Source organism: Blastococcus sp. SYSU D00922, assembly GCF_054050495.1.
In genome coordinates, this window is sequence record NZ_JBJGZL010000001.1 from 64679 (window position 1) to 84160 (window position 19482).

Genomic DNA, 19482 nt, shown 5'->3' on the forward strand with positions numbered 1-19482 from the left:
CGGCGGACCGTACCGCCGGTCAGTCGTCGAGGTTGCCGTCCGGGTCCGGGGTCCCGCTCTCCTCGCAGCTGGCGTCGTGCTCGTTCGAGGCCTCCTGGCCGGTCGAGTCGCAGTTGGTCTCGCCGCGATCGAGGTTGGTGTTGTCGCCGCACGCGACGAGCGACCCGACGAGGGCGAGCAGCACGAGCGGCTTCTTCAGATCCATGCCCCCCGTACTGACCCCCGGCGGGGCGTCGAAACGGAACCGGGCCGGCAGGATGCGATCGCGTGCCGGTGAGGCGTGGGACTGCTGGGACCACTGGGATCGAGCCCGACCGTCCCACCTGCCCGGTGAAGTGGAACACCAAACAAAAAACATCTTTGTCATTGTCACGAGCCGGTCACGGCCCTTACGGTCTGTGTGTCCGCCGGGGCAGTCAGTGACCGCCTCCGGACACCGTCGCAACCGGGCCGCGCAGGCCCGCGCGAGGTCCGAGGACCGGCGGCGGAACCGTGGCAGAACCGAAGAAACGGAGAGCCGCCGCATCATGGCGACCCCCCTCGGCCGTGCGCTCCCCCGCACCGCCCCCCGTTCCCGGCGCACCCGCCCGGCGCTCGCCCGCCGCGGCACCCTCGCCCTGCTGGCCGTCGTCGGCTCGCTGTTCGCGACCGTGCCGGCCCAGGCCGCGCCGGCCACGTCCGCCGAGGCGGCGCAGCTGGTCGCCGCCCGCGGCCACGAGCTCGAAGTGATCACCGAGCAGTTCAACGAGGCGCGGGTCGCCCTCGAGGCGCAGCAGGAGGCCGCGAAGGCCGCCGTCGCGACGATGGAGCAGGCCACCGCCCAGCTGGCCGCCGCGCAGCAGCAGGTCCGCGGCCTCGCCCGCAGCGCCTACACCGGCGAGGGCCTCGGGCCCGTCCAGGCCCTCCTGACCAGCGACTCCGCCGACGCCTTCGTGGACCGGGTCTCGACCCTCCAGCTCGTCGCCGGCCACCAGGCGGAGATCCTCGAGACCGCTGCCGCGGCCAACGTCGCCGCCGCCCAGGCGCAGGCCACCGCCCAGCAGGCGGCCGCGGACGCCCAGGCGAAGTACGACCAGGTCGCGGCGCAGCAGGCCGCCCTCCAGGCCGAGGTCGACGGGTACCGCGCGGCGTTCGCCGCGCTCAGCGCCCAGGAGCAGCAGACCGTCGTCTCCAGCTCGCACGAGGAGCGGGCCAGCCGCTCGGACGACCGCGAGGAGGTGCCCGCCGCCGCGCCGGTGGTCGCCGACAGCGACGCCGCCCAGATCGCGATCGACACCGCCATGGCGCAGCGCGGCAAGCCCTACGTCTGGGCCGCCGGTGGGCCGAACAGCTACGACTGCTCGGGGCTGACCTCGTACGCCTTCCGCGCCGCCGGCATCAACCTGCCGCACTCGAGCCTCGCCCAGTCCCGGATGGGGCAGCCGGTCTCCCGGGACCAGCTCCAGCCCGGTGACCTGGTCTTCTTCTACAGCCCGGTGAGCCACGTGGGCATCTACATCGGCAACGGGCAGATGGTGCACGCGCCGACGTCGGGCGACGTCGTCAAGGTCGCCCCGCTGATGAGCGGCTTCAGCGGCGCCCGTCGCATCGCCGCCTGATCAGCCGGGGCCCTCCACGCGCTGGAGCAGGCCCCACACGAAGGCGGCGCGCACGCCGCCGGCCAGGTGCACCTCCCAGCGCGAGACCACGCCGGGGTCGACGCTGCGGGCACCCGGGAGCCCTACGACGTCGTCGAGGACGTGCTCCCAGACCAGGAGCCCGGTCGGTGACGCGGGCGGGACCGGCGAGCCCGGCATGCGCACCAGGTGCTCGTTCAGCACCGAGCCGCCCGGGCCGGTGAGCACCTCCCAGCAGAGGTGCGGCCACAACGGCAGCGGCCAGCGCCGCACCTGGACGTCGAGGTCGCCGAAGCGGCGGTCCTCCACTTCCTCCGGGGGGCCGAGCACCGCCGAGCGCAGGGCGAGCCCGCGCGGGGCGCGAGGCGAGTGCTGGAGCGCCTGCCACCGCGTGTGCGCGGCGTGCGCCTCCGCGCGGGTGGCGCCCAGCCGGGGGAGCGCCTCGGCGACCAGGTCGGGCCGCAGGTCGGCCATGCGCCGGAGCAGGACCAGGCAGAACTCCCGCCGCGCCAGTCCCCGCACGGGTCCGACCCTGCCAGGATCGCGGGGTGCTGATCAGCCCGGGCACCGCCGCGGGGATAGCGGACGGGTCCGTCACGCTCGCGTTCCGCCGCTGGGACCGGCCCCGGATGCGGCCGGGCAGCACGCAGCGGACGTCCGCCGGCGTCGTCCTCGTGGAGTCGGTCGACGAGGTGGACGTCGAGTCGCTCTCCGAGGAGGACGCCCGCCGTTCGGGAGTCGCCTCGCTGGCCGCCCTCCGGAAGCTGCTGGACCGCCGGGACGGCGAGCACGTCTACCGGATGCGGGTCAGCCTGGCCGGCGCCGATCCGCGGGTGGCACTGCGCGAGCAGGCGGAGGTGTCGGCCGAGGACCGGCAGGCGATCGACGGGCGGCTCGACCGGATGGACGCCGCCCGCGGGACGCCCTGGACGCGCGCGGTCCTGCGGCTGATCGCCGAGCACCCCGCCGTCCGCGCGCCCGACCTGGCGGCGTCCCTCGGGCGGGAGACGCTGCCCTTCAAGCGCGACGTCCGGAAGCTCAAGGAGCTCGGGCTGACCCGCAGCCTGCCGGTGGGGTATGAAATCTCACCCCGCGGGCGCTCCTACCTCGGCTGACCGCTCGGGGAGGATCGCAGGCGTGAACCCCCGCACCGCCGCCACCGCGTTCCGCGTCGTCGCCGTCGCCGAGGCCCTCTCCTGGATCGGCCTGCTGATCGGCATGTACGTCAAGTACGTGCCGGAGACGACGGAGCTCGGCGTGAAGATCTTCGGCCCGATCCACGGTGGGGTCTTCGTCGCCTACGTGGTCGTCGCCCTGGTGACCGCCCGCGCGCTGAAGTGGTCGATCGGGACGACGCTGCTGGCGCTGGTGGCGTCGGTCCCGCCGCTGGCCACCGTGTGGTTCGAGCGCCGGGCGACCGCCGCCGGGCGGCTCCCCCGGTCGGAGGCCGTCGCCGCCTGACCTGCGGCCCGCAGGAGCGGCTCGCTACGGTCGCCGTCATGCCCGAGCCCGTCCTGCCGACCACCGCCCGCCTCCTCCTGGCGCGCACCGCCCGCGCCCAGCGCGAGGGCCGGGTGCCGAGCCTGGTCGCCGGCGTCGTCCGGGACGGTGGCCTGGTCTGGTCGGCCGGGCGCGGGGACGCACCGGAGCCGCACACCGACGTCCAGTACCGCCTGGGCTCCATCAGCAAGACCGTCACCGCGGTCGTGGTCATGCGGCTGCGGGACGAGGGGCGTCTCGGCCTCGACGACCCGCTGGAGCGGCACCTCCCCGGCACGCCGGTCGGCGACCGCACGATCGGGCAGCTCCTCTCGCACCTCGCCGGGGCCTCGGCCGAGAGCCCGGGCGGCTGGTGGGAGCGCACGCCCGGCGGTTCCCTCGAGGAGCTCGGGCTGGGGGCGGACGACGTCGTCCTCGGGGCGGCCCGCCGCTTCCACTACTCGAACCTCGGGTTCGGCCTCCTCGGCGAGCTGGTCGCCCGGATGCGCGGCACGTCCTGGGAGGACGCCGTGGCCGCCGAGGTGCTCGCGCCGCTCGGAATGGCGCGGACCACCCCGCGTCCCCAGGGGCCGGCGGCGGCGGGCACCGCCGTGCACCCGTGGGCCGACGTCGTCCTCCCCGAGCCGGAGCACCACGCGGGCGTCATGGCCGCCGCCGGGCAGCTCTGGGCGACGCTGGAGGACCTCGCCCGGTTCGCCGCCTTCCTATTGGGCGACACGGGCGACGTCCTGGACGCCGCCACCCTCGAGGAGATGACCGTGCCCGCCGGCGTCGACTCCTCGGCGCCGGGCTGGTCGGCCTACGGGCTCGGCGTGCAGGTGCTTCGGGTCGACGGGCGGACGCTGGTCGGGCACGGCGGCTCCATGCCGGGGTTCCTCGCCGGCGTCTTCGTCGACCGCGAGGAGCAGACCGGCGCCGTGTCGCTGGCGAACACGACGTCCGGTCTCGACAACGTCGTCCCGGGGCTGCTCGCCGACCTGCGGGCGGGCGAGCCGCGGATCGTCGACCCGTGGCGGCCGGCGCCGTCCCCCGTCGCCCTCGACCTGCTCGGCGTCTGGTTCTGGGGCCCGGCCCCGTACGTGCTGCGCGCCACCGGCGGTTCGCTGCACCTGGGGCCGCTGCCCGGCCGCACCGGGCGGGCGAGCCGCTTCACCGCCCGGGAGGACGGCACCTGGGTCGGGCTCGACGGCTACTTCGCCGGGGAGACCCTGCGGATCGCCGACGACCACCTCGACCTGGGCACGTTCGTGTTCACCCGGACGCCCTACGACCCCGAGGCGCCGGTGCCGGGCGGCGTGGACGAGCGCGGCTGGCGCTGACGCCCGTACGAGATCTGCACACTCGGGGCGATCAGGCGCTGATGACCCCCAGTGTGCAGATCTCGCGGGGTCAGGGGCGGTCGAAGGCGTCCATCGTGTTCTTGACGACGATGCCGTACGCCAGGTGCGGCACGATGTCGCTGACCCAGTCGGTGGCCGACCACTTCCGCGGGTCGGTGACGCCCAGGACGGTCATCGGCCCGTTCGCCGCCAGCAGCACGCCGAGGGTGGTCAGCGTGATGCCGACCGGCTTGGCCGACAGGTAGCCCGAGGCGCGGGCCGCACCGCCGAGCACCCCGACGCCGATCCCGGCGACGAGTCCGATGAGCGGGCCGAGCCCCTGCTTGCGGTTCTCCCGGGTCTCGCCGTCCCCGGGGATGGCCACGTGCGCGGTCGCCGCCAGCTTCTCCACCGTGTCCTCGGGCGTCGAGCTGGTCGGGCGGCCGCGGACCGCCATGTCGAGGTAGGTGACGGCGTTCAGCGCGGTGCTGCCCGCCGCTCCGGCCGCGGCCCCACGCAGCAGCCACCCCGCGGTGCTGATCCCGCGCTTGCCCTTGCCGACCGTGCCGAGCGCCGTCCTCTTCGCCATGCCGCGCTGCCTACCCCCGGGACGCGGGAGCACACCGGATCACCCGAGCGGACGCACCAGGAACTCGGCGAGCAGCCGGGCGCAGCGCTCGACCGTGCCGGTGTGCTGCACCTCGAACCCGTGGGTGCTGAGCGTGGGCAGGGAGATCAGCGCGGCCCGGGCGCTCTGGCCGCTGCTCTTCGACTGCGAGGCGTCGGAGTCGAAGGACTCCCACACGGCGGCGCGCGGCTCCACCCCGATCTCCCGGCCGACCGCCATGAGCCGGTCGGCCAGGGCCTTGTCGTAGACGACCGCGTCGTCGGCGTAGGCGATCACCGGGCCGGAGTCGGCCGGGACGTCGTACTCCGGCTCCGCGGGGCCGACGTCCAGCGCCAGCGTGATCTCGCCGGGCAGCGTCCGGCTGGCGTAGGCCGCGCCGATGCCGCCCATCTCCTCGCCGGTGGTGCACACGAGGTAGACGTCCGCCGGCGGGCGGCGGTCGTCCTGCCGCAGCAGCCGGGCCGCGGCGACCAGTGCCGTGAGCGCGGCGCGGTCGTCGAGGAAGTAGGACCCGAGGTAGTCGCCGAACTCGACCAGCGACCGCCGGCTGCGGTGCACGCACACGCGGGTCCCGGCATGCACGCCGGCCGCCTCCAGCTCGTCGCCCGACCGGCCGGTGAAGACCCTGACGTCGCTCCACGTCATCGCCCGGTCGCCGCCGTCGGGCTTGGTCTGCCACACCTGCGGGGTCTCCGGTGTCGTGTGCTCCGAACCGAGCAGCAGGACGCCGGTCAACTCCTCCTCGTCCCCGAGCACGGTGAGCGCGCCGAGCCCGAAGTTGGCCGGGTACATCGTGCCGAGCTGGGAGAGCTCGAGCATCCCGCCCGGCAGAACCCGCTTCACGATCATCGACAGCTCGTCCATGTGCGCCATGACGCGGACGACGGGCGCCGCGGCGTCCCCCGATCCGCGGACCAGCCCGACGACGTTGCCCGCCGCGTCGACGTCGAGCTCGTCCACGAGCGGGCGCAGCTCCCGGCAGCAGATCTCGCGGACCTCGTCCTCCTGGCCGCCGGGCCCGTAGGCGTGCAGCAGTTCCTGGAGGAGGTCGCGGTCGGGGTCGGGCACGCAGCCGCCCTACCCGCGCACGTCGTCCGGGTACTCGTACGACGCCGTGCGCCCCGGGTCGACGGTGAACCTGACGGGCCCGCCGTCCAGGCCGGAGACGGCGACGTCGACCGGTCGGCGGAGCGGGACCGCGATCTCCTCGGTGAGGAGGTCGGTGGCCCGGGACAGCACGGTCTGCGGGCCGCCCCCGGTCACGCGGTGCTCCTGGCCGTCGACGGTGAGGACGGCGGAGCGCCGGCCGGCGAAGGCGAGGGTGGCCGGCACCGGCGGCCCCCACTCGGCGCGGAGGAGGTCCAGCTCCTGGGCCAGGCGTTCGCGCCGTACGGCGACGAGCATCCGGAACTGGCCGTCGAGGACCGCCGTCGCCTGCACCTCGTCCAGCCCGAACGCCTCCCGCAGCAGGGTGACCGCCCGGTCGTCGTCCTCGGCGCCGGCCAGCAGCCCGACCAGCCGGGCGGGATCGGCGGTGGCCGCGGTCAGCGCGGCCAGGATCCCGATCCGCTCCCCCCGGCGCGCGTCCACGACCGGAGCATCCCGTGCCGGGGCGCGGGTGACCAGGCCCTTCCGCTGGCAGGTGCCCCCGCGGCCGCGCAGGCTGGCGGCGTGGACGACGTCGGCGCGCGGCTGGAGCGCAGCATCGGGGAGCTGCTGGACCAGCGCCGTCCCGACGCCTCCATCTGCCCGTCGGAGGCCGCACGTGCGGTCGATCCGGACGGCTGGCGGGAGCTGATGCCGGAGGCCCGCGCCGCCGCGGGCCGGCTCGCGGCGGCCGGCGAGGTCGAGGTGACCCAGGCCGGCGCGGTGGTCGACGCCGGGACCGCCCGCGGGCCGGTCCGGGTGCGCCGGCCTCGCTGAACCGCCGACCGTCAGGACTCCGCCGCGCGCTCCAGCAGGGGGTTCACGCGGTGCTCCACGAACCGCCGCAGCGCCAGGGCGGTGTCGGTGCGCTGGACGCCGGGGATCGCCAGGACCTGCTCGGTGATCCGCCACAGGTCGTCCGCGTCGCGGGCGACCACCTCGACCAGGAGGTCGGCCACCCCGGACAGGCCGGTCACCTCGACGACCTCGGGGATCTCCGCGAGGGCCCCGCTGACGTCGGCCAGGCTCCGCTGCACCACCTGGACGGTCACGTAGGCGCTGAGCCGGTAGCCCAGCGCCTCGGGCCGCACCCGCCGGTCGAGGGGGGCGAGCACCCCGTTCGACTCCAGCCGGGCCAGCCGCGCCTGCACGGTGTTGCGCGCGAGCCCGAGCCGCTGCGACAGCGCCATCACGCTGGCCCGCGGGTCCTCGCCCAGCGCGAGCAGCAGCCGCGCGTCGGTGGCGTCCACGTCGGCCATCTGCTCAGTCTGACATGCGAGGACGTCCTAGCAATGTTCTTCTGCGCAATCCGTCCGAGGGATCTTGCGCAGATCGTTGCCGGAGTGGTGTTGTCCTCGCACCGGGTCGTCGTGCCACCATGTGTGAGTGGCGCCACACCCCGGCGCCACGAGACGTCCACCCCCGCGGACGGCCGGTGACCCCGGCAGCCGCGAGAGACGGCAGGAGAGCTCGATGACCGCGCTGGACCACGCCACCGAGGTGGTCGACCCCGTCCCCGGGGCGTCGGCCCCGCACCTCCCGCAGCAGCCGGACCTGATCCAGCTGCTCACCCCCGAGGGCGAGCGGGTCGAGCACCCGGACTACGCGCTCGACGTCTCCGACGACGAGCTGCGCGCCCTCTACCGCGACCTCGTGCTCGTCCGCCGCTGGGACGTCGAGGCCACCGCGCTGCAGCGCCAGGGCGAGCTGGGCATCTGGGCCTCGCTGCTCGGGCAGGAGGCGGCGCAGGTGGGGGCCGGCCGGGCGATGCGCGACGGGGACATGGCGTTCCCGACCTACCGCGAGCACGGCGTGGCCTGGGCGCGCGGGGTCGACCCGCTGCACGTCATGAGCCTGTTCCGCGGCGTCGACAACGGCGGCTGGGACCCGGCGGAGCGGGGCTTCAACCTGTACACGATCGTCATCGGCGCCCAGTGCCTGCACGCGACCGGTTACGCCATGGGCGTCCAGCGCGACGGTGCGGAGAACGCCGTCCTGGCGTTCCTGGGTGACGGCGCGACCAGCCAGGGCGAGGTCAACGAGGCGATGGTCTTCGCCGCGAGCTTCTCCGCGCCGGTGGTCTTCTTCTGCCAGAACAACCAGTACGCGATCAGCGTCCCGCTCGAGCGGCAGACGCGGATCCCGCTGTTCCAGCGGGCGGCCGGCTTCGGGTTCCCCGGGGTCCGGGTCGACGGCAACGACGTCCTCGCCGTCCTGGCCGTCACCCGCGCCGCCCTGCAGGCCGCCCGCGAGGGCCAGGGCCCCACCTTCATCGAGGCGTTCACCTACCGGATGGGCGCACACACCACCTCCGACGACCCGACCCGCTACCGCCTGGCCAGCGAGCTGGAGGAGTGGAAGCTGCGCGACCCGATCGCCCGGCTCAAGGCGCACCTGTCGCGGACCGGCATCGCCGACGCCGCGTTCTTCGACTCGGTCGAGGCCGAGGGCGACGAGCTCGCCGCGCGCATCCGCAGCGGCACGGTGGACATGCCCGATCCCGCGCCGAGCTCGATGTTCGAGCACGTGTACGCCGAGCAGACGCCCCCGCTGGCGGCCCAGCAGGCGGAGTTCGAGGCGTACCACGCGAGCTTCGAGGGGGAGAAGTGACCGAGACCCTCACGATCGGCAAGGCGCTCAACCTCGGCCTGCGCAAGGCGATGGAGGACGACGCCAAGGTCGTCCTCATGGGCGAGGACATCGGGCGTCTCGGCGGCGTCTTCCGGATCACCGACGGCCTGCAGAAGGACTTCGGCGAGGACCGCGTCGTCGACACCCCGCTGGCGGAGGCCGGCATCCTCGGCACCGCCGTCGGCCTCGCCATGCGCGGCTACCGGCCGGTCTGCGAGATCCAGTTCGACGGCTTCGTCTTCCCGGCCTACAACCAGATCGTCACCCAGGTCGCCAAGATCCACGCCCGCTCGAAGGGCAAGGTGGCGATGCCGATCGTCATCCGCATCCCCATGGGCGGCGGCATCGGCGCGGTCGAGCACCACAGCGAGAGCCCCGAGGCCTACTTCGCGCACACCGCGGGCCTCAAGGTGGTCGCCGTCAGCAACCCGGTCGACGCGTACTGGGGCATCCAGCAGGCGATCGCCCACCCCGACCCGATCGTCTTCCTCGAGCCCAAGCGCCGGTACTGGGAGAAGGCGGAGGTCGACACCGACGCCACCCCGGAGCCGCTCTTCCGCTCCCGCGTCGTGCGCGGCGGCGACGACGTCACCGTGCTCGCCTACGGCCCGATGGTGAAGACCGCCCTGCAGGCCGCCGAGGCCGCGCAGGAGGAGGGCCGGTCCCTCGAGGTGATCGACCTGCGCACCGTCTCGCCGCTGGACCTCGACCCGGTCTTCGAGTCCGTCCGCCGCACGGGCCGGTGCGTCGTCGTCCACGAGGCGCCGGCGACGCTCGGGCTGGGCGCGGAGATCGCCGCCCGGGTCACCGAGACGTGCTTCCACTCGCTGGAGGCGCCGGTGCTGCGGGTGGGTGGCTACGACACCCCGTACCCGCCGTCGAAGCTCGAGGAGGAGTACCTGCCCGACCTGGACCGGGTGCTCGACGCCGTCGACCGCTCGATGGGGTTCTGAGCATGGCGACCCGGCAGTTCAAGCTGCCCGACGTCGGCGAGGGCCTGACCGAGGGCGAGATCCTGCAGTGGCTCGTCGCCGTGGGCGACACGGTCACGGTCAACCAGCCGCTGTGCGAGGTGGAGACGGCGAAGGCCGCGGTCGAGCTGCCCTCGCCGTTCGCGGGCACCGTCACCGAGCTGCTCTTCGACGCCGGCACGATGGTCGACGTCGGGACGCCGATCATCACGATCGACGTCGGCGGGGACGCCGACGCGCCGGCTCCCGCCGTCGAGGAGCCCGCCGCCGGGCTGATCGGCGGCTCGGCCCCCGGCGGGCGCACCGCCGTCCTGGTCGGCTACGGCCCGCGGAACACCGAGGCCCGCCGCCGGCCACGGCGTGGCGGCGAGTCCGTCGCCGCCCGGGCGACGGCGCCCGTCGTCCTGCCCGAGGCCGACTACGGCTCGGGCACCGACCGCCCGCCGCTGCTCGCCACCGCCCCCGACGCGGGCGCGAAGCCGGTCCGCCACGGCGGGCTCGAGGTGGGCCGGCAGGCCGAGGCGCACGCGCTGCGCGGCGACGCCGCCTCGTCCGGTGGTGCTGCGCCCGGGCGGGGCCGTCTGCGCCCCCTGGCCAAGCCGCCGGTCCGCAAGTACGCCAAGGACCTCGGCGTCGACCTGACCACGATCTCCGGCTCCGGCGCGGGCGGGATCATCACCCGGGCCGACGTCGACGCCGCTGCCTCCGCACGCGTCACCCCCATCCGACCGGAGACGGCCGTCCCCGCGGCCGGGGGCGAGCAGCGGATCCCGATCAAGGGCGTCCGCAAGCACACCGCGGCGGCGATGGTGGCCAGCGCGTTCACCGCGCCGCACGTCACCGAGTTCCTCACCGTCGACGTGACCCGGATGATGAAGCTGCGTGCCCGGCTCGCGGCCCGTCCGGAGCTGGCTGGGGTGAAGGTCAGCCCGCTGCTCTTCGTGGCCAAGGCGCTGCTGCTGGCGGTGCGGCGGCACCCCATGGTGAACAGCTCCTGGGACGAGGCGGCGCAGGAGATCGTGGTCAAGGACTACGTGAACCTGGGCATCGCCGCGGCCACGCCGCGCGGTCTCGTGGTCCCGAACATCAAGGACGCCGGGCGGCTGCCGCTGGCCGAGCTGGCCGGCGCGCTGGCCGAGCTCACCGCCACCGCGCGCGAGGGCCGGACCTCACCGGCGGACATGTCCGGCGGGACCATCACGATCACCAACGTCGGGGTGTTCGGCGTCGACACCGGGACGCCGATCCTCAACCCGGGGGAGTCGGCGATCCTGGCCTTCGGCGCGGTTCGCGAGATGCCGTGGGTGCACAAGGGCAAGGTCGTGCCCCGGCAGGTGACGCAGCTGGCGCTGTCGTTCGACCACCGGATCGTCGACGGCGAGCTCGGCTCCCGCTTCCTGGCCGACATCGGCGCGCTCCTGCACGATCCGGGGACGGCGCTGGCGTTCTAGGCGCCCCCTCGGAAGGGTGTGCCCATGGACCGGCGCCGGACGTCCCTCGTCCTCCTCCTGCTGTTCGTGCTCTGCACCGGCGTGGCCATCGTCGTGAGCGGCGGCCGGGCGGCGGCGGAGCAGGGGATCGCCCCGGCGCTGGTCCAGTTCGCCGGCTACGGCTGCGCCCTGGTCGCCGGCGTGCTGCTGCTGTCCTCGACGGCGGACGTCCGCCGGCTGGGCGTGGTCGTGCTCGGCGCGCTCGCCGTCCTGGTGCTGCTCGACCTGCTGACCGCCGACGGGCCGAACATCGGCGCCGGGTTCGTCGAGCTGGTCGGCCTGGTGGTCATCATGGTGGCGACCGTCCGGCTCGCCCTCGGGATCGCGGCCGCCGGGCGGGCGCGGTGACCGACCTCGACCGGTTGCTCGACTTCGCCGCCCGCTCCTGGGTGGCCGACGGATTCGGCTACCTCGGTGCCGACGGCCGGGTGCTCCCCGATCGGCCGGTCGAGACGTGGATCGTCGCCCGGATGACGCACGTGTTCGGGCTGGCCGCCCTGCTCGGGCGTCCCGGGGCGAGCGAGCTGTCCCAGCACGGCGTCACCGCGCTGACCGAGGGCCCGCTGCGCGACCTCGAGCACGGCGGCTGGCGGTCCAGCACCGGGGACGACGGCAAGGCCGCCTACGTGCACGCCTTCGTGGTCCTCGCCGGCGCGACCGCGGCGACGGCGGGCGTGCCGGGCGGCCGTGCCCTGCTCGACGACGCCCTCGACGTCTGGCAGAGCCGGTTCTGGGACGAGGACGCGGGCCTCGCGGTGGAGGAGTGGGACCGCGCGTGGACGCGCCTGGACGACTACCGCGGCGTCAACGCCAACATGCACGGCGTGGAGGCGGTGCTCGCGGCTGCCGACGCCGTCGACGACCCCGCCACGGCCGCGCGCTTGCGCGGCCAGGCGCTGCGGGCGGTCGAGCGGGTGGTGCACGGCTGGGCGCGCGAGCGCGACTGGCGGCTGCCGGAGCACTTCACGGCCGACTGGGAGCCGCTGCCCGAGTACAACCGCGACCGGCCGGCCGACCCGTTCCGGCCGTACGGGGTGACCATAGGGCACCAGTTCGAGTGGGCCCGGCTCGCCCTGCACGTGCGTGCCGTCACGCCCGACCCCCCGGGCTGGCTGCTGCCCGACGCGGTCGCCCTCTTCGCGGCCGCGGCCTCGCGCGGGTGGGCCGCCGACGGGCAGGACGGCTTCCCCTACACGCTCGACTGGGACGACCGGCCGGTGGTCGGTGCCCGCATGCACTGGGTGCTGTGCGAGGCGGTCGCGGCGGCGTCCGCGCTGGCGGCGGTCACGGGGGAGCGGTCCTACCGCGAGCTCGCCGACCGCTGGCGGGCGCACGGCGAGGAGCGCTTCGCCGACCCGGCCACGGGCAGCTGGCACCACGAGCTGACACCGTCCGGCGAGGTGGCCTCGGGCACCTGGGCGGGGCAGCCCGATGCCTACCACCTGGCCCAGATGCTGCTGCTCGACGGTCACCCGATCCGGGGAAGCATCGCGGCTGCGCTCCGCTGACCTGGACCTCCGACGTGTCGCGGCCGGATGCCCCGGGTAGGCGGTGCACGACCGAAAACGTCCGAGAAGAGGAGCGCAGCAGTGGCCAGCGTGCAGGAGTCCGTCGACGTCGACGTCCCGATCCGGGTCGCCTACGACCAGTGGACGCAGTTCGAGTCGTTCCCCCAGTTCATGGGCGGGGTGGAGCGGATCACCCAGCTCGACGACACCCACACCCACTGGGTCACCAACATCGACGGCGTGAAGCGCGAGTTCGACGCGGAGATCACCGAGCAGCACCCCGAGGAGCGCGTGGCCTGGACCAGCACCAGCGGTGAGGCCAAGCACGCCGGTGTGGTCACCTTCCACCGGCTGGACGACGCCAAGACCCGGGTGATGATCCAGATCGACTGGGAGCCGCAGGGGCTGGTCGAGAAGGCCGGCGCCGCCCTGGGCTTCGACGACCGCCAGGTCAAGGCGGACGCGAAGAAGTTCAAGGAGTTCATCGAGAGCCGCGGCACCGAGACCGGTGCCTGGCGCGGGGACGTCGAGCGCCCCAGCTGAGCACGGACCGCTGCCCCCCACCTCCGGCCGGAGGTGGGGGGCAGCGGTGTCTTCGCTACTCGGCGTCGAGGTCCTGGGCCACCATGCCGGCGATCCGGTCGAGCACGGCCTGGTCGTCGCTGCTCACGACGACCTCGGTGCCCTGCTTGGCGCCGAGGGTCATGATCATGAGCGGGGAGCCGGCGTCGACCGGGTTGCCACCCGGGGTGGCCAGGGTGACGGGCACCCCGGCCTTGCCGACTGCTTCGGCGATCAGGGCGGCCGGGCGGGCGTGCAGGCCCACCCGCGAGCCGACGGTGACGGTCTGACTGGGCATCGGTGCTCTTCCTCGCTGCTCGGGACGGGTATCGGTGATCCTTCCGGTCACGCGCTCGCCGCGCGCGCCGGGGTCGCGGAGGCCGGGGTGTGCGCGTGCTCGAGGTCGACGGCGTCCTCGGGTGCCTCCTCGGCGTCGGACCGGCCGATGCTCTTGAGCACGGTCACCGCCAGGGCGCCGACCACGGTGCCGGCGATGAGCGCCAGCACGAACCACAGCAGCCCGGTGATCGCGAAGAACACGAAGATGCCGCCGTGCGGGGCGCGCAGCTCCACGCCGCTGGCCGCGACGATGGCGCCGGTCGTCGCGCCGCCCAGCATCATCGACGGGATGACCCGGAGCGGGTCGGCCGCGGCGAACGGGATCGCGCCCTCGGAGATGAACGAGAGCCCCAGCAGCCAGGCGGCCTTGCCGTTGTCGCGCTCGGCCGGCGTGTAGAGCCGCGGCCGGACGGCGGTGCTCAGCGCCATCGCCAGCGGCGGCACCATGCCGGCCGCCATGACGGTGGCCATGATGACCAGCTCCTGCTGGCCGCCCTCGCCGGTGATGGCGGCGGTGAGGCCCGTGGTCGCGAAGACGTAGGCCGCCTTGTTGATCGGGCCGCCGAGGTCGAAGCACATCATCAGGCCGAGGATGATCCCGAGCAGGATCGCCGCGGTGCCGGTCAGGCCGTTCAGCCAATTGCCCAGCCCCTCGAGGGCAGCCGCCAGCGGACGGCCGAGCACGACGACCATCAGACCGCTGGAGATCAGCGTGGCCAGCAGCGGGATGATCACGACCGGCTGCAGGCCGCGGACACCGGCCGGCAGCTTCCAGCGGCTGATCCACAGCGCCGCGAACCCGGCGATGATGCCGCCGATCAGGCCGCCGATGAAGCCGGCGCCGACCGTCACCGACACCGCGCCGACGACGAAGCCGGGGACGATGCCCGGGCGGTCGGCGATCGCGAAGGCGATGTAGCCGGCCAGCGCGGGCACCAGGAAGCCGAACGCGGCCTGGCCGAGGACGGTGCAGACCGCGCCGAGGTAGCCCAGGAACCCGTCGTCGAGGCCCTCGATGCCCGAGGCGCTCGGGAGGTCGAAGAACGAGTTGTTGAGCACCCAGCTCAGGGCGTAGCTCTGGCCCTCGACGTCGGGGTTGCCGTTGACGATCTGGTAACCGCCGAACAGGAAGCCCAGCGCGATCAGCAGACCGCCGGCCGCGACGAACGGGATCATGTAGCTCACGCCGGTGAGCAGCCAGCGGCGGATCTCCGCCCCGGTGCGGGCGCCGCCTCCGCTCGACGTCGCGGGGGCCTCGGCGGCGGCGGAGCCGGACACCCGGCGGGCGTTCGGGTCGTCGGCGGCCGCGAGCGCCTCGCGGATCATGGCGTCGGGCTCGTTGATCGCCCGCTTGGTCCCGCTCTGCACGAGCGGCTTGCCGGCGAACCGGCCCTGGTCCCGCACGCCGACGTCGACGGCGAAGATCGCGGCGTCCGCGGCTCGGATGACGGCGGGGTCGAGCGGCGTGGCGCCGGAGGAGCCCTGGGTCTCCACGTGGACGTCGACCCCGGCGGCCTTGCCGGCCGCCACGAGCTTGTCGGCGGCCATGTAGGTGTGCGCGATGCCGGTCGGGCAGGCGCTGACGACGACGATGCTCTTCCGCGCGGCCGGCGTCTCGGGTGCCGGCGGTGACGCCGGTGCCGGCGCGGCCGTGGGTTCCGGCGAGACGACCTCCTCGACCAGCCGCACGATCTCCTCGGACGAGGACGCCGACCGCAGCGACGCGACGAACTCCGGCCGCACCAGCGCGCGGGCGAGCGCGGTGAGCAGCGTGAGGTGGTCGGCGTCCCCGTGGGCGGGCGCGGCGATCAGGAAGGCGAGGTCCGCCGGGCCGTCCGGCGCTCCGAAGTCGACCTTCGGCGACAGCCGGGCGAAGGCCAGCGACGGCTCGGTCACCGCGGCGGAACGGCAGTGGGGGATGGCGATGCCGCCGGGCAGGCCGGTGGCGGCCTGGGCCTCGCGGGCCAGGACGTCGGCGTGCAGGGCGCCGGCGTCGGTGGCGCGCCCGGCGCCGGCGACCAGCTCGGCCAGCCGGCGCACGACCGCGCCCTTGTCGGCACCGAGGTCGGCGTCGAGCGCGACCAGGTCGGTGGTGATCAGTGCGGGCATGGGACCTCTCCCGGAGGCTTCAGGGGACGTCGCGGCCGGCGGCCGGAACGGGGGGCGGGGTGCTGCTGCCGGGGATCCCGGCGGTGACCCGAACTGCGGAACCGTCCACCTGGGCCGGGGTGGGAACGGCGGATCCGGGGAGCGACGCACTCGCCGCTCCGTACGCGACCGCGTTGCGCAGCCGCTCGGCCGGCGGGGCGCCGGCCAGGGAAGCGAGGAGGTGGCCGGCCAGGCTGCTGTCGCCGGCGCCCACGGTGCTGCGGACGGCGATCACCGGCGGCTGCGCCGACCACAGGCCGCCGTCGGCGGTGGAGAGCACCGCCCCGTCGCCGCCGAGGGTCAGCAGCACCTCGCCCACACCCCGCTCGTGCAGCGAGCGGACAGCGGCCAGCATCGCGGCGGGGTCGCCCAACAGCTCGGCCTCGGACGACCCGGCGAGCTGCGCCAGCTCCTCGGCGTTGGGCTTGAGGAGGTCGGGCGCTGCATCGGGTCCGGCGGCCATGAGCGCGAGCAGCGGGCCCTCGCTGGTGTCCACGGCGATGCGGGCGCCGGTGTCGCGCAGCGAGCGGACCAGGTCTGCGTACCAGCCGGCGGGGGTCTCCGGCGGCAGGGAGCCGGAGAGGACCACCCACTGCGCCGCCGCGGCGTGACCGTGGAGGACACCGGCGAGCGCGGCCCGCGTCGTCCCGGTCAGCGCGGCGCCCGGCTCGTTGAGCTTCGTCGTCGTCCCGGCGGGGTCGACCAGCGTGTAGTTGGTGCGCACCGGCGCCTGGACCGGGACGGTCGCCAGCTCCAGGCCGAGCGCCCGCAGCGCGGCGACGATCGGGTCGGAGGCGGCGGCGGGCAGCACCGACACCACGTCGCCACCGGCGGCGGCGATCGCGCGGGCGACGTTGACGCCCTTGCCCCCGGGCTCGGTGCTGCTGCCGGACAGACGGGTGATGCCGCCCTCGGTGAGCGGGCCGGGGAGGTCCAGGGTGCGGTCCAGGCTGGGGTTCGCGGTCAGCGTGACCACTCGTGCGCCGCTCATGCGAGCACGACCTCGACGCCGGCCTTCTCCAGCTCGGCGACGACGTCGGGATCGGCGCCCTCGTCGGTCACCAGCACGTCGACGTCCTCGATGGCCGCGTACCTGACCAGGTGCTCTCGGCCGAGCTTGCTGCTGTCGGCGAGGACGACGACGCGCTGCCCGGCCCGCACCATCGCCCGCTTGACGGACGCCTCGGCGTCGTCCGGGGTGGTGAAGCCGTGGCCGGGCGCGATGCCGTTGGTCCCGAGGAAGGCGACGTCGACGCGGAGCTCGGCCAGCGCGCGGACCGTCGTCTCACCCACCGCGCACTGGGTGACCCCGCGGACGCGGCCGCCGAGCACGTGCAGCGTGATGCCCGCGGTGACCGAGAGCCGCGAGGCGATCGGCACCGACGAGGTGACGGCGAGCAGCCGCCGGTCGGCGGGCAGGATCTCGGCCAGCGCGGCGGTCGTGGTGCCGCCGTCCAGGACGATGCTCCCGTCGGCGCCCGGTAGGAGGGCGAGGGCCGCCGTGGCGATCGCACGCTTCTGCTCGCTGTGGGTGCGGTGCCGCTCGCCGAGGCCCGGCTCGACCAGCGTGAGGGCACCGGCCGGCACGGCGCCGCCGTGCACCCGCCGCAGCATACCGGCGCGCTCGAGGACCGCCAGGTCGCGGCGGACGGTCTCGGTGGTCACGCCGAACTCCTCGGCGAGCGCGGTGACGGCCAGCCGGCCCCGGTCGGCGACCCGTGCGGCGATGGCCTGCTGTCGCTCCTCGGGATAGAGCACGCTGTCCTCCGGGGCCCGGCGGTCGATGCCCGACCGTGTGGCTTTCGCGTTGTGGTTGTGTTGTTCTACGTCCGTTTCATTGACAAGTCAACACATTTTCGTGACTCTGGTCACCGAACGACCGTCTCCGCCCTCTCCCGTGCGAGGTCTCCCATGTCGACCACCGTCTCGTCGCCCGCGACCACCGGCCCTGCCGTCCTCACCGGTACGCCGGTGGTCCCCGGTGCCGCCGTCGGTCCCGTCGTGCGCCCGGCCGGCGCGGTGCGCCTCCCCGAGGGGGAGCCGCCGGTCGTGCCGGAGGCCGACCGGGCGGCGGAGAAGGGCCGCTACGGGGCTGCCGCCGAGGTGGTGGCCGAGCGGCTGACCGCCCGTGCCGCGGCCGCGACCGGGGTCAGCGCCGAGGTCCTCAGCACGACCGCCGGCATCGCGCGCGACCGCGCGCTGCGCACCACCGCCGAGCAGCGGATCGACGCGGGCGCACCGGCGGCGGTGGCGGCCGTCGAGGCGGCGCAGCAGTTCGTGGACATGTTCGAGTCCCTGGGCGGGCTCATGGCCGAGCGCGTCCCCGACGTCCGCGACGTGCGCGACCGCATCGTCGCCGAGCTGACCGGCCAGGGGGAGCCCGGCGTGCCCGCGCCCGACCAGCCGTCGGTCCTGCTGGCCGACGACCTCGCGCCGGCCGACACCGCCGGCCTCGACCCGTCCCGGATCCTCGCCCTGGCCACGCGCCTGGGCGGCACGACCAGCCACACGGCGATCATCGCCCGGCAGCTGGGCCTCCCCTGCGTCGTCGGCGTGGGAGGCCTCGACGAGGTCCCCGCCGGCGCGACGGTCCTGGTCGACGGCGAGCAGGGCACGGTCACCGTCGACCCCGACCCGGACGAGGCCCGGTCCCGTGTCGAGGACGCCCGCCGTGCCGCGGAGGCGCTGGCCTCCTACGCGGGGCCCGGCCGGACCCGTGACGGCTCCGTCGTCCAGGTGCTGGCCAACGTGCAGGACGGCGCGGGGGCACGGGCCGCCGCCGGCGCGCACGCGGAAGGGGTGGGCCTCTTCCGCACCGAGCTGGCCTTCCTGGGCCGCGCCCAGGAGCCCTCCGTCGAGGAGCAGGCGGCCGGCTACGCGGAGGTCCTGGCGGCCTTCCCGGGCCAGAAGGTCGTCATCCGGACGCTGGACGCCGGGTCGGACAAGCCGCTGGCCTTCGCGACCCCGCCGGACGAGGCCAACCCGGCGCTGGGCGTCCGGGGCCTGCGGGTCGCGCGGCGGGACCCCGGCCTGCTCGAGCGCCAGCTCGACGCCGTGGCCGAGGCGGCCGCCCGCACCGGTTCCACGCCGTGGGTGATGGCGCCGATGGTCGCGACCGTGCCGGAGGCCGCGGGGTTCGCCGCCGCCGTCCGCGCCCGGGGCCTGGTCCCCGGCGTGATGATCGAGGTGCCCTCCGCCGCGCTCCACGCCGAGCGGCTGCTGGCCCACGTGGACTTCCTGTCGATCGGGACGAACGACCTGTCGCAGTACGCGCTCGCCGCCGACCGGCTCTCCGCCGATCTCGCCGAGCTCACCGATCCGTGGCAGCCCGCCCTCCTGGAGCTCGTGGCGCTCACGGCAGCGGCGGGCCGGCGCGCGGGCAAGCCGGTCGGGGTCTGCGGCGAGGCCGCGGCCGATCCGCTGCTCGGCTGCGTGCTGGTCGGTCTGGGCATCACGTCGCTGTCGTGCGCCACCTCCGCGGTCGCCCGCGTCGGTGCCCGCCTGGCCACCGTGGACCTCGATGCGTGCGAGCGCGCCGCCGCGGCGGCGCTGGCCGCTGATGACCCGCAGGCGGCCCGCGCGGCAGCCCGGGCGGTGCTCGCGGGGTGACCACTCTCACCCTTCC

General features: G+C 75.0%; 22 protein-coding genes. 12 read left to right on the top strand and 10 right to left on the bottom strand.

Annotated features, from left to right (window positions below):
* Nucleotides 1–19: 19 nt before the first annotated feature.
* A complete protein-coding gene (locus tag ACI78T_RS00325; RefSeq protein ID WP_456556101.1) occupies nt 20–205 on the bottom strand; it encodes a hypothetical protein in 186 nt (61 codons plus the stop codon).
* Nucleotides 206–527: 322 nt separating this feature from the next.
* On the opposite strand from ACI78T_RS00325, the gene ACI78T_RS00330 reads away from it, so the two are divergent.
* Nucleotides 528–1598: a C40 family peptidase gene (locus ACI78T_RS00330; RefSeq protein ID WP_456556102.1), complete on the top strand. Its 1071-nt coding sequence runs from the start codon at nt 528–530 to the stop codon at nt 1596–1598.
* Here the strand turns inward: ACI78T_RS00330 and ACI78T_RS00335 are convergent, their stop codons facing one another.
* On the bottom strand, nt 1599–2138 hold the full coding sequence (locus tag ACI78T_RS00335; protein ID WP_456556103.1) for a hypothetical protein: 540 nt from the start codon (nt 2136–2138) through the stop codon (nt 1599–1601).
* Between the two features lie 26 nt (nt 2139–2164).
* On the opposite strand from ACI78T_RS00335, the gene ACI78T_RS00340 reads away from it, so the two are divergent.
* Genes ACI78T_RS00340 through ACI78T_RS00350 form a run of 3 tightly spaced genes read left to right on the top strand, consistent with a single transcriptional unit; the run spans nt 2165 to nt 4435 of the window.
* The gene (locus ACI78T_RS00340; RefSeq protein WP_456556104.1) at nt 2165–2731 is read left to right on the top strand and encodes a hypothetical protein; all 567 of its coding nucleotides are present in this window, start codon (nt 2165–2167) and stop codon (nt 2729–2731) included.
* Nucleotides 2732–2753: 22 nt separating this feature from the next.
* Nucleotides 2754–3077, top strand: a complete 324-nt coding sequence (locus ACI78T_RS00345; RefSeq protein ID WP_456556105.1) for a DUF3817 domain-containing protein — start codon at nt 2754–2756, stop codon at nt 3075–3077.
* A 38-nt stretch (nt 3078–3115) separates the two neighbouring features.
* On the top strand, nt 3116–4435 hold the full coding sequence (locus tag ACI78T_RS00350) for a serine hydrolase domain-containing protein (protein WP_456556106.1): 1320 nt from the start codon (nt 3116–3118) through the stop codon (nt 4433–4435).
* 70 nt (nt 4436–4505) lie between these two features.
* On the opposite strand, the gene ACI78T_RS00355 is transcribed toward ACI78T_RS00350, so the two are convergent.
* From ACI78T_RS00355 to ACI78T_RS00365, 3 genes are read right to left on the bottom strand one after another with little or no spacing between them, the layout of a single operon-like run.
* Nucleotides 4506–5024 carry a hypothetical protein gene (locus ACI78T_RS00355; protein WP_456556107.1) on the bottom strand — a complete coding sequence of 173 codons (519 nt, stop codon included), beginning with the start codon at nt 5022–5024 and terminating at the stop codon, nt 4506–4508.
* A 39-nt stretch (nt 5025–5063) separates the two neighbouring features.
* Complete coding sequence (locus tag ACI78T_RS00360; RefSeq protein WP_456556108.1) at nt 5064–6131, bottom strand: hypothetical protein; 1068 nt, start codon at nt 6129–6131, stop codon at nt 5064–5066.
* Nucleotides 6132–6140: 9 nt separating this feature from the next.
* Nucleotides 6141–6653 (bottom strand): hypothetical protein, encoded by a 513-nt coding sequence (locus ACI78T_RS00365; protein ID WP_456556109.1) that lies wholly within the window; start codon nt 6651–6653, stop codon nt 6141–6143.
* Between the two features lie 81 nt (nt 6654–6734).
* On the opposite strand from ACI78T_RS00365, the gene ACI78T_RS00370 reads away from it, so the two are divergent.
* Entirely contained in the window at nt 6735–6986 is a 252-nt protein-coding gene (locus ACI78T_RS00370; RefSeq protein WP_456556110.1) for a DUF3253 domain-containing protein, read from the top strand.
* Nucleotides 6987–6997: 11 nt separating this feature from the next.
* Here ACI78T_RS00370 and ACI78T_RS00375 read toward each other — a convergent pair whose 3' ends face one another.
* The gene (locus ACI78T_RS00375; RefSeq protein ID WP_456556111.1) at nt 6998–7468 is read right to left on the bottom strand and encodes an Lrp/AsnC family transcriptional regulator; all 471 of its coding nucleotides are present in this window, start codon (nt 7466–7468) and stop codon (nt 6998–7000) included.
* 214 nt (nt 7469–7682) lie between these two features.
* On the opposite strand from ACI78T_RS00375, the gene pdhA reads away from it, so the two are divergent.
* The 6 genes from pdhA to ACI78T_RS00405 all read left to right on the top strand — a co-directional run bounded on the left by pdhA (nt 7683) and on the right by ACI78T_RS00405 (nt 13352).
* Nucleotides 7683–8819, top strand: a complete 1137-nt coding sequence (gene pdhA / locus ACI78T_RS00380) for a pyruvate dehydrogenase (acetyl-transferring) E1 component subunit alpha (protein WP_456556112.1) — start codon at nt 7683–7685, stop codon at nt 8817–8819.
* Nucleotides 8816–9793, top strand: a complete 978-nt coding sequence (locus ACI78T_RS00385; protein WP_456556113.1) for an alpha-ketoacid dehydrogenase subunit beta — start codon at nt 8816–8818, stop codon at nt 9791–9793. The genes pdhA and ACI78T_RS00385 overlap by 4 nt, the downstream gene beginning before the upstream one ends.
* A 2-nt stretch (nt 9794–9795) precedes the next feature.
* The gene (locus ACI78T_RS00390) at nt 9796–11262 is read left to right on the top strand and encodes a dihydrolipoamide acetyltransferase family protein (RefSeq protein ID WP_456556114.1); all 1467 of its coding nucleotides are present in this window, start codon (nt 9796–9798) and stop codon (nt 11260–11262) included.
* Between the two features lie 24 nt (nt 11263–11286).
* Nucleotides 11287–11649, top strand: coding sequence for a hypothetical protein (locus ACI78T_RS00395; RefSeq protein ID WP_456556115.1), 363 nt, complete (start codon nt 11287–11289; stop codon nt 11647–11649).
* Nucleotides 11646–12809, top strand: a complete 1164-nt coding sequence (locus ACI78T_RS00400) for an AGE family epimerase/isomerase (protein WP_456556116.1) — start codon at nt 11646–11648, stop codon at nt 12807–12809. Before ACI78T_RS00395 ends, ACI78T_RS00400 begins: the two co-directional genes overlap by 4 nt.
* Before the next feature lie 81 nt (nt 12810–12890).
* A complete protein-coding gene (locus tag ACI78T_RS00405; protein ID WP_456556117.1) occupies nt 12891–13352 on the top strand; it encodes an SRPBCC family protein in 462 nt (153 codons plus the stop codon).
* Between the two features lie 55 nt (nt 13353–13407).
* Here ACI78T_RS00405 and ACI78T_RS00410 read toward each other — a convergent pair whose 3' ends face one another.
* The 4 genes from ACI78T_RS00410 to ACI78T_RS00425 are packed head-to-tail and all read right to left on the bottom strand — an operon-like array spanning nt 13408 to nt 17615.
* Entirely contained in the window at nt 13408–13668 is a 261-nt protein-coding gene (locus ACI78T_RS00410) for an HPr family phosphocarrier protein (protein WP_116450773.1), read from the bottom strand.
* A gap of 47 nt (nt 13669–13715) precedes the next feature.
* The gene (locus tag ACI78T_RS00415; RefSeq protein ID WP_456556118.1) at nt 13716–15818 is read right to left on the bottom strand and encodes a PTS fructose transporter subunit IIABC; all 2103 of its coding nucleotides are present in this window, start codon (nt 15816–15818) and stop codon (nt 13716–13718) included.
* Between the two features lie 19 nt (nt 15819–15837).
* Nucleotides 15838–16848, bottom strand: coding sequence for a 1-phosphofructokinase family hexose kinase (locus tag ACI78T_RS00420; RefSeq protein ID WP_456556119.1), 1011 nt, complete (start codon nt 16846–16848; stop codon nt 15838–15840).
* On the bottom strand, nt 16845–17615 hold the full coding sequence (locus ACI78T_RS00425; RefSeq protein ID WP_456556120.1) for a DeoR/GlpR family DNA-binding transcription regulator: 771 nt from the start codon (nt 17613–17615) through the stop codon (nt 16845–16847). Before ACI78T_RS00425 ends, ACI78T_RS00420 begins: the two co-directional genes overlap by 4 nt.
* 153 nt (nt 17616–17768) lie before the next feature.
* On the opposite strand from ACI78T_RS00425, the gene ACI78T_RS00430 reads away from it, so the two are divergent.
* Nucleotides 17769–19466 (top strand): putative PEP-binding protein, encoded by a 1698-nt coding sequence (locus tag ACI78T_RS00430; protein ID WP_456556121.1) that lies wholly within the window; start codon nt 17769–17771, stop codon nt 19464–19466.
* The last annotated feature ends 16 nt before the right edge of the window (nt 19467–19482 follow it).

Excerpts from the sequence above, each read along its gene's own strand:
- ACI78T_RS00325 (WP_456556101.1), bottom strand. The coding sequence starts at position 205 with ATGGATCTGAAGAAGCCGCTCGTGCTGCTCGCCCTCGTCGGGTCGCTC.
- ACI78T_RS00330 (WP_456556102.1), top strand. The coding sequence starts at position 528 with ATGGCGACCCCCCTCGGCCGTGCGCTCCCCCGCACCGCCCCCCGTTCC.
- ACI78T_RS00350 (WP_456556106.1), top strand. The coding sequence starts at position 3,116 with ATGCCCGAGCCCGTCCTGCCGACCACCGCCCGCCTCCTCCTGGCGCGC.
- ACI78T_RS00355 (WP_456556107.1), bottom strand. The coding sequence starts at position 5,024 with ATGGCGAAGAGGACGGCGCTCGGCACGGTCGGCAAGGGCAAGCGCGGG.
- ACI78T_RS00375 (WP_456556111.1), bottom strand. The coding sequence starts at position 7,468 with ATGGCCGACGTGGACGCCACCGACGCGCGGCTGCTGCTCGCGCTGGGC.
- pdhA (WP_456556112.1), top strand. The coding sequence starts at position 7,683 with ATGACCGCGCTGGACCACGCCACCGAGGTGGTCGACCCCGTCCCCGGG.
- ACI78T_RS00390 (WP_456556114.1), top strand. The coding sequence starts at position 9,796 with ATGGCGACCCGGCAGTTCAAGCTGCCCGACGTCGGCGAGGGCCTGACC.
- ACI78T_RS00395 (WP_456556115.1), top strand. The coding sequence starts at position 11,287 with ATGGACCGGCGCCGGACGTCCCTCGTCCTCCTCCTGCTGTTCGTGCTC.
- ACI78T_RS00410 (WP_116450773.1), bottom strand. The coding sequence starts at position 13,668 with ATGCCCAGTCAGACCGTCACCGTCGGCTCGCGGGTGGGCCTGCACGCC.
- ACI78T_RS00415 (WP_456556118.1), bottom strand. The coding sequence starts at position 15,818 with ATGCCCGCACTGATCACCACCGACCTGGTCGCGCTCGACGCCGACCTC.
- ACI78T_RS00420 (WP_456556119.1), bottom strand. The coding sequence starts at position 16,848 with ATGAGCGGCGCACGAGTGGTCACGCTGACCGCGAACCCCAGCCTGGAC.
- ACI78T_RS00430 (WP_456556121.1), top strand. The coding sequence starts at position 17,769 with ATGTCGACCACCGTCTCGTCGCCCGCGACCACCGGCCCTGCCGTCCTC.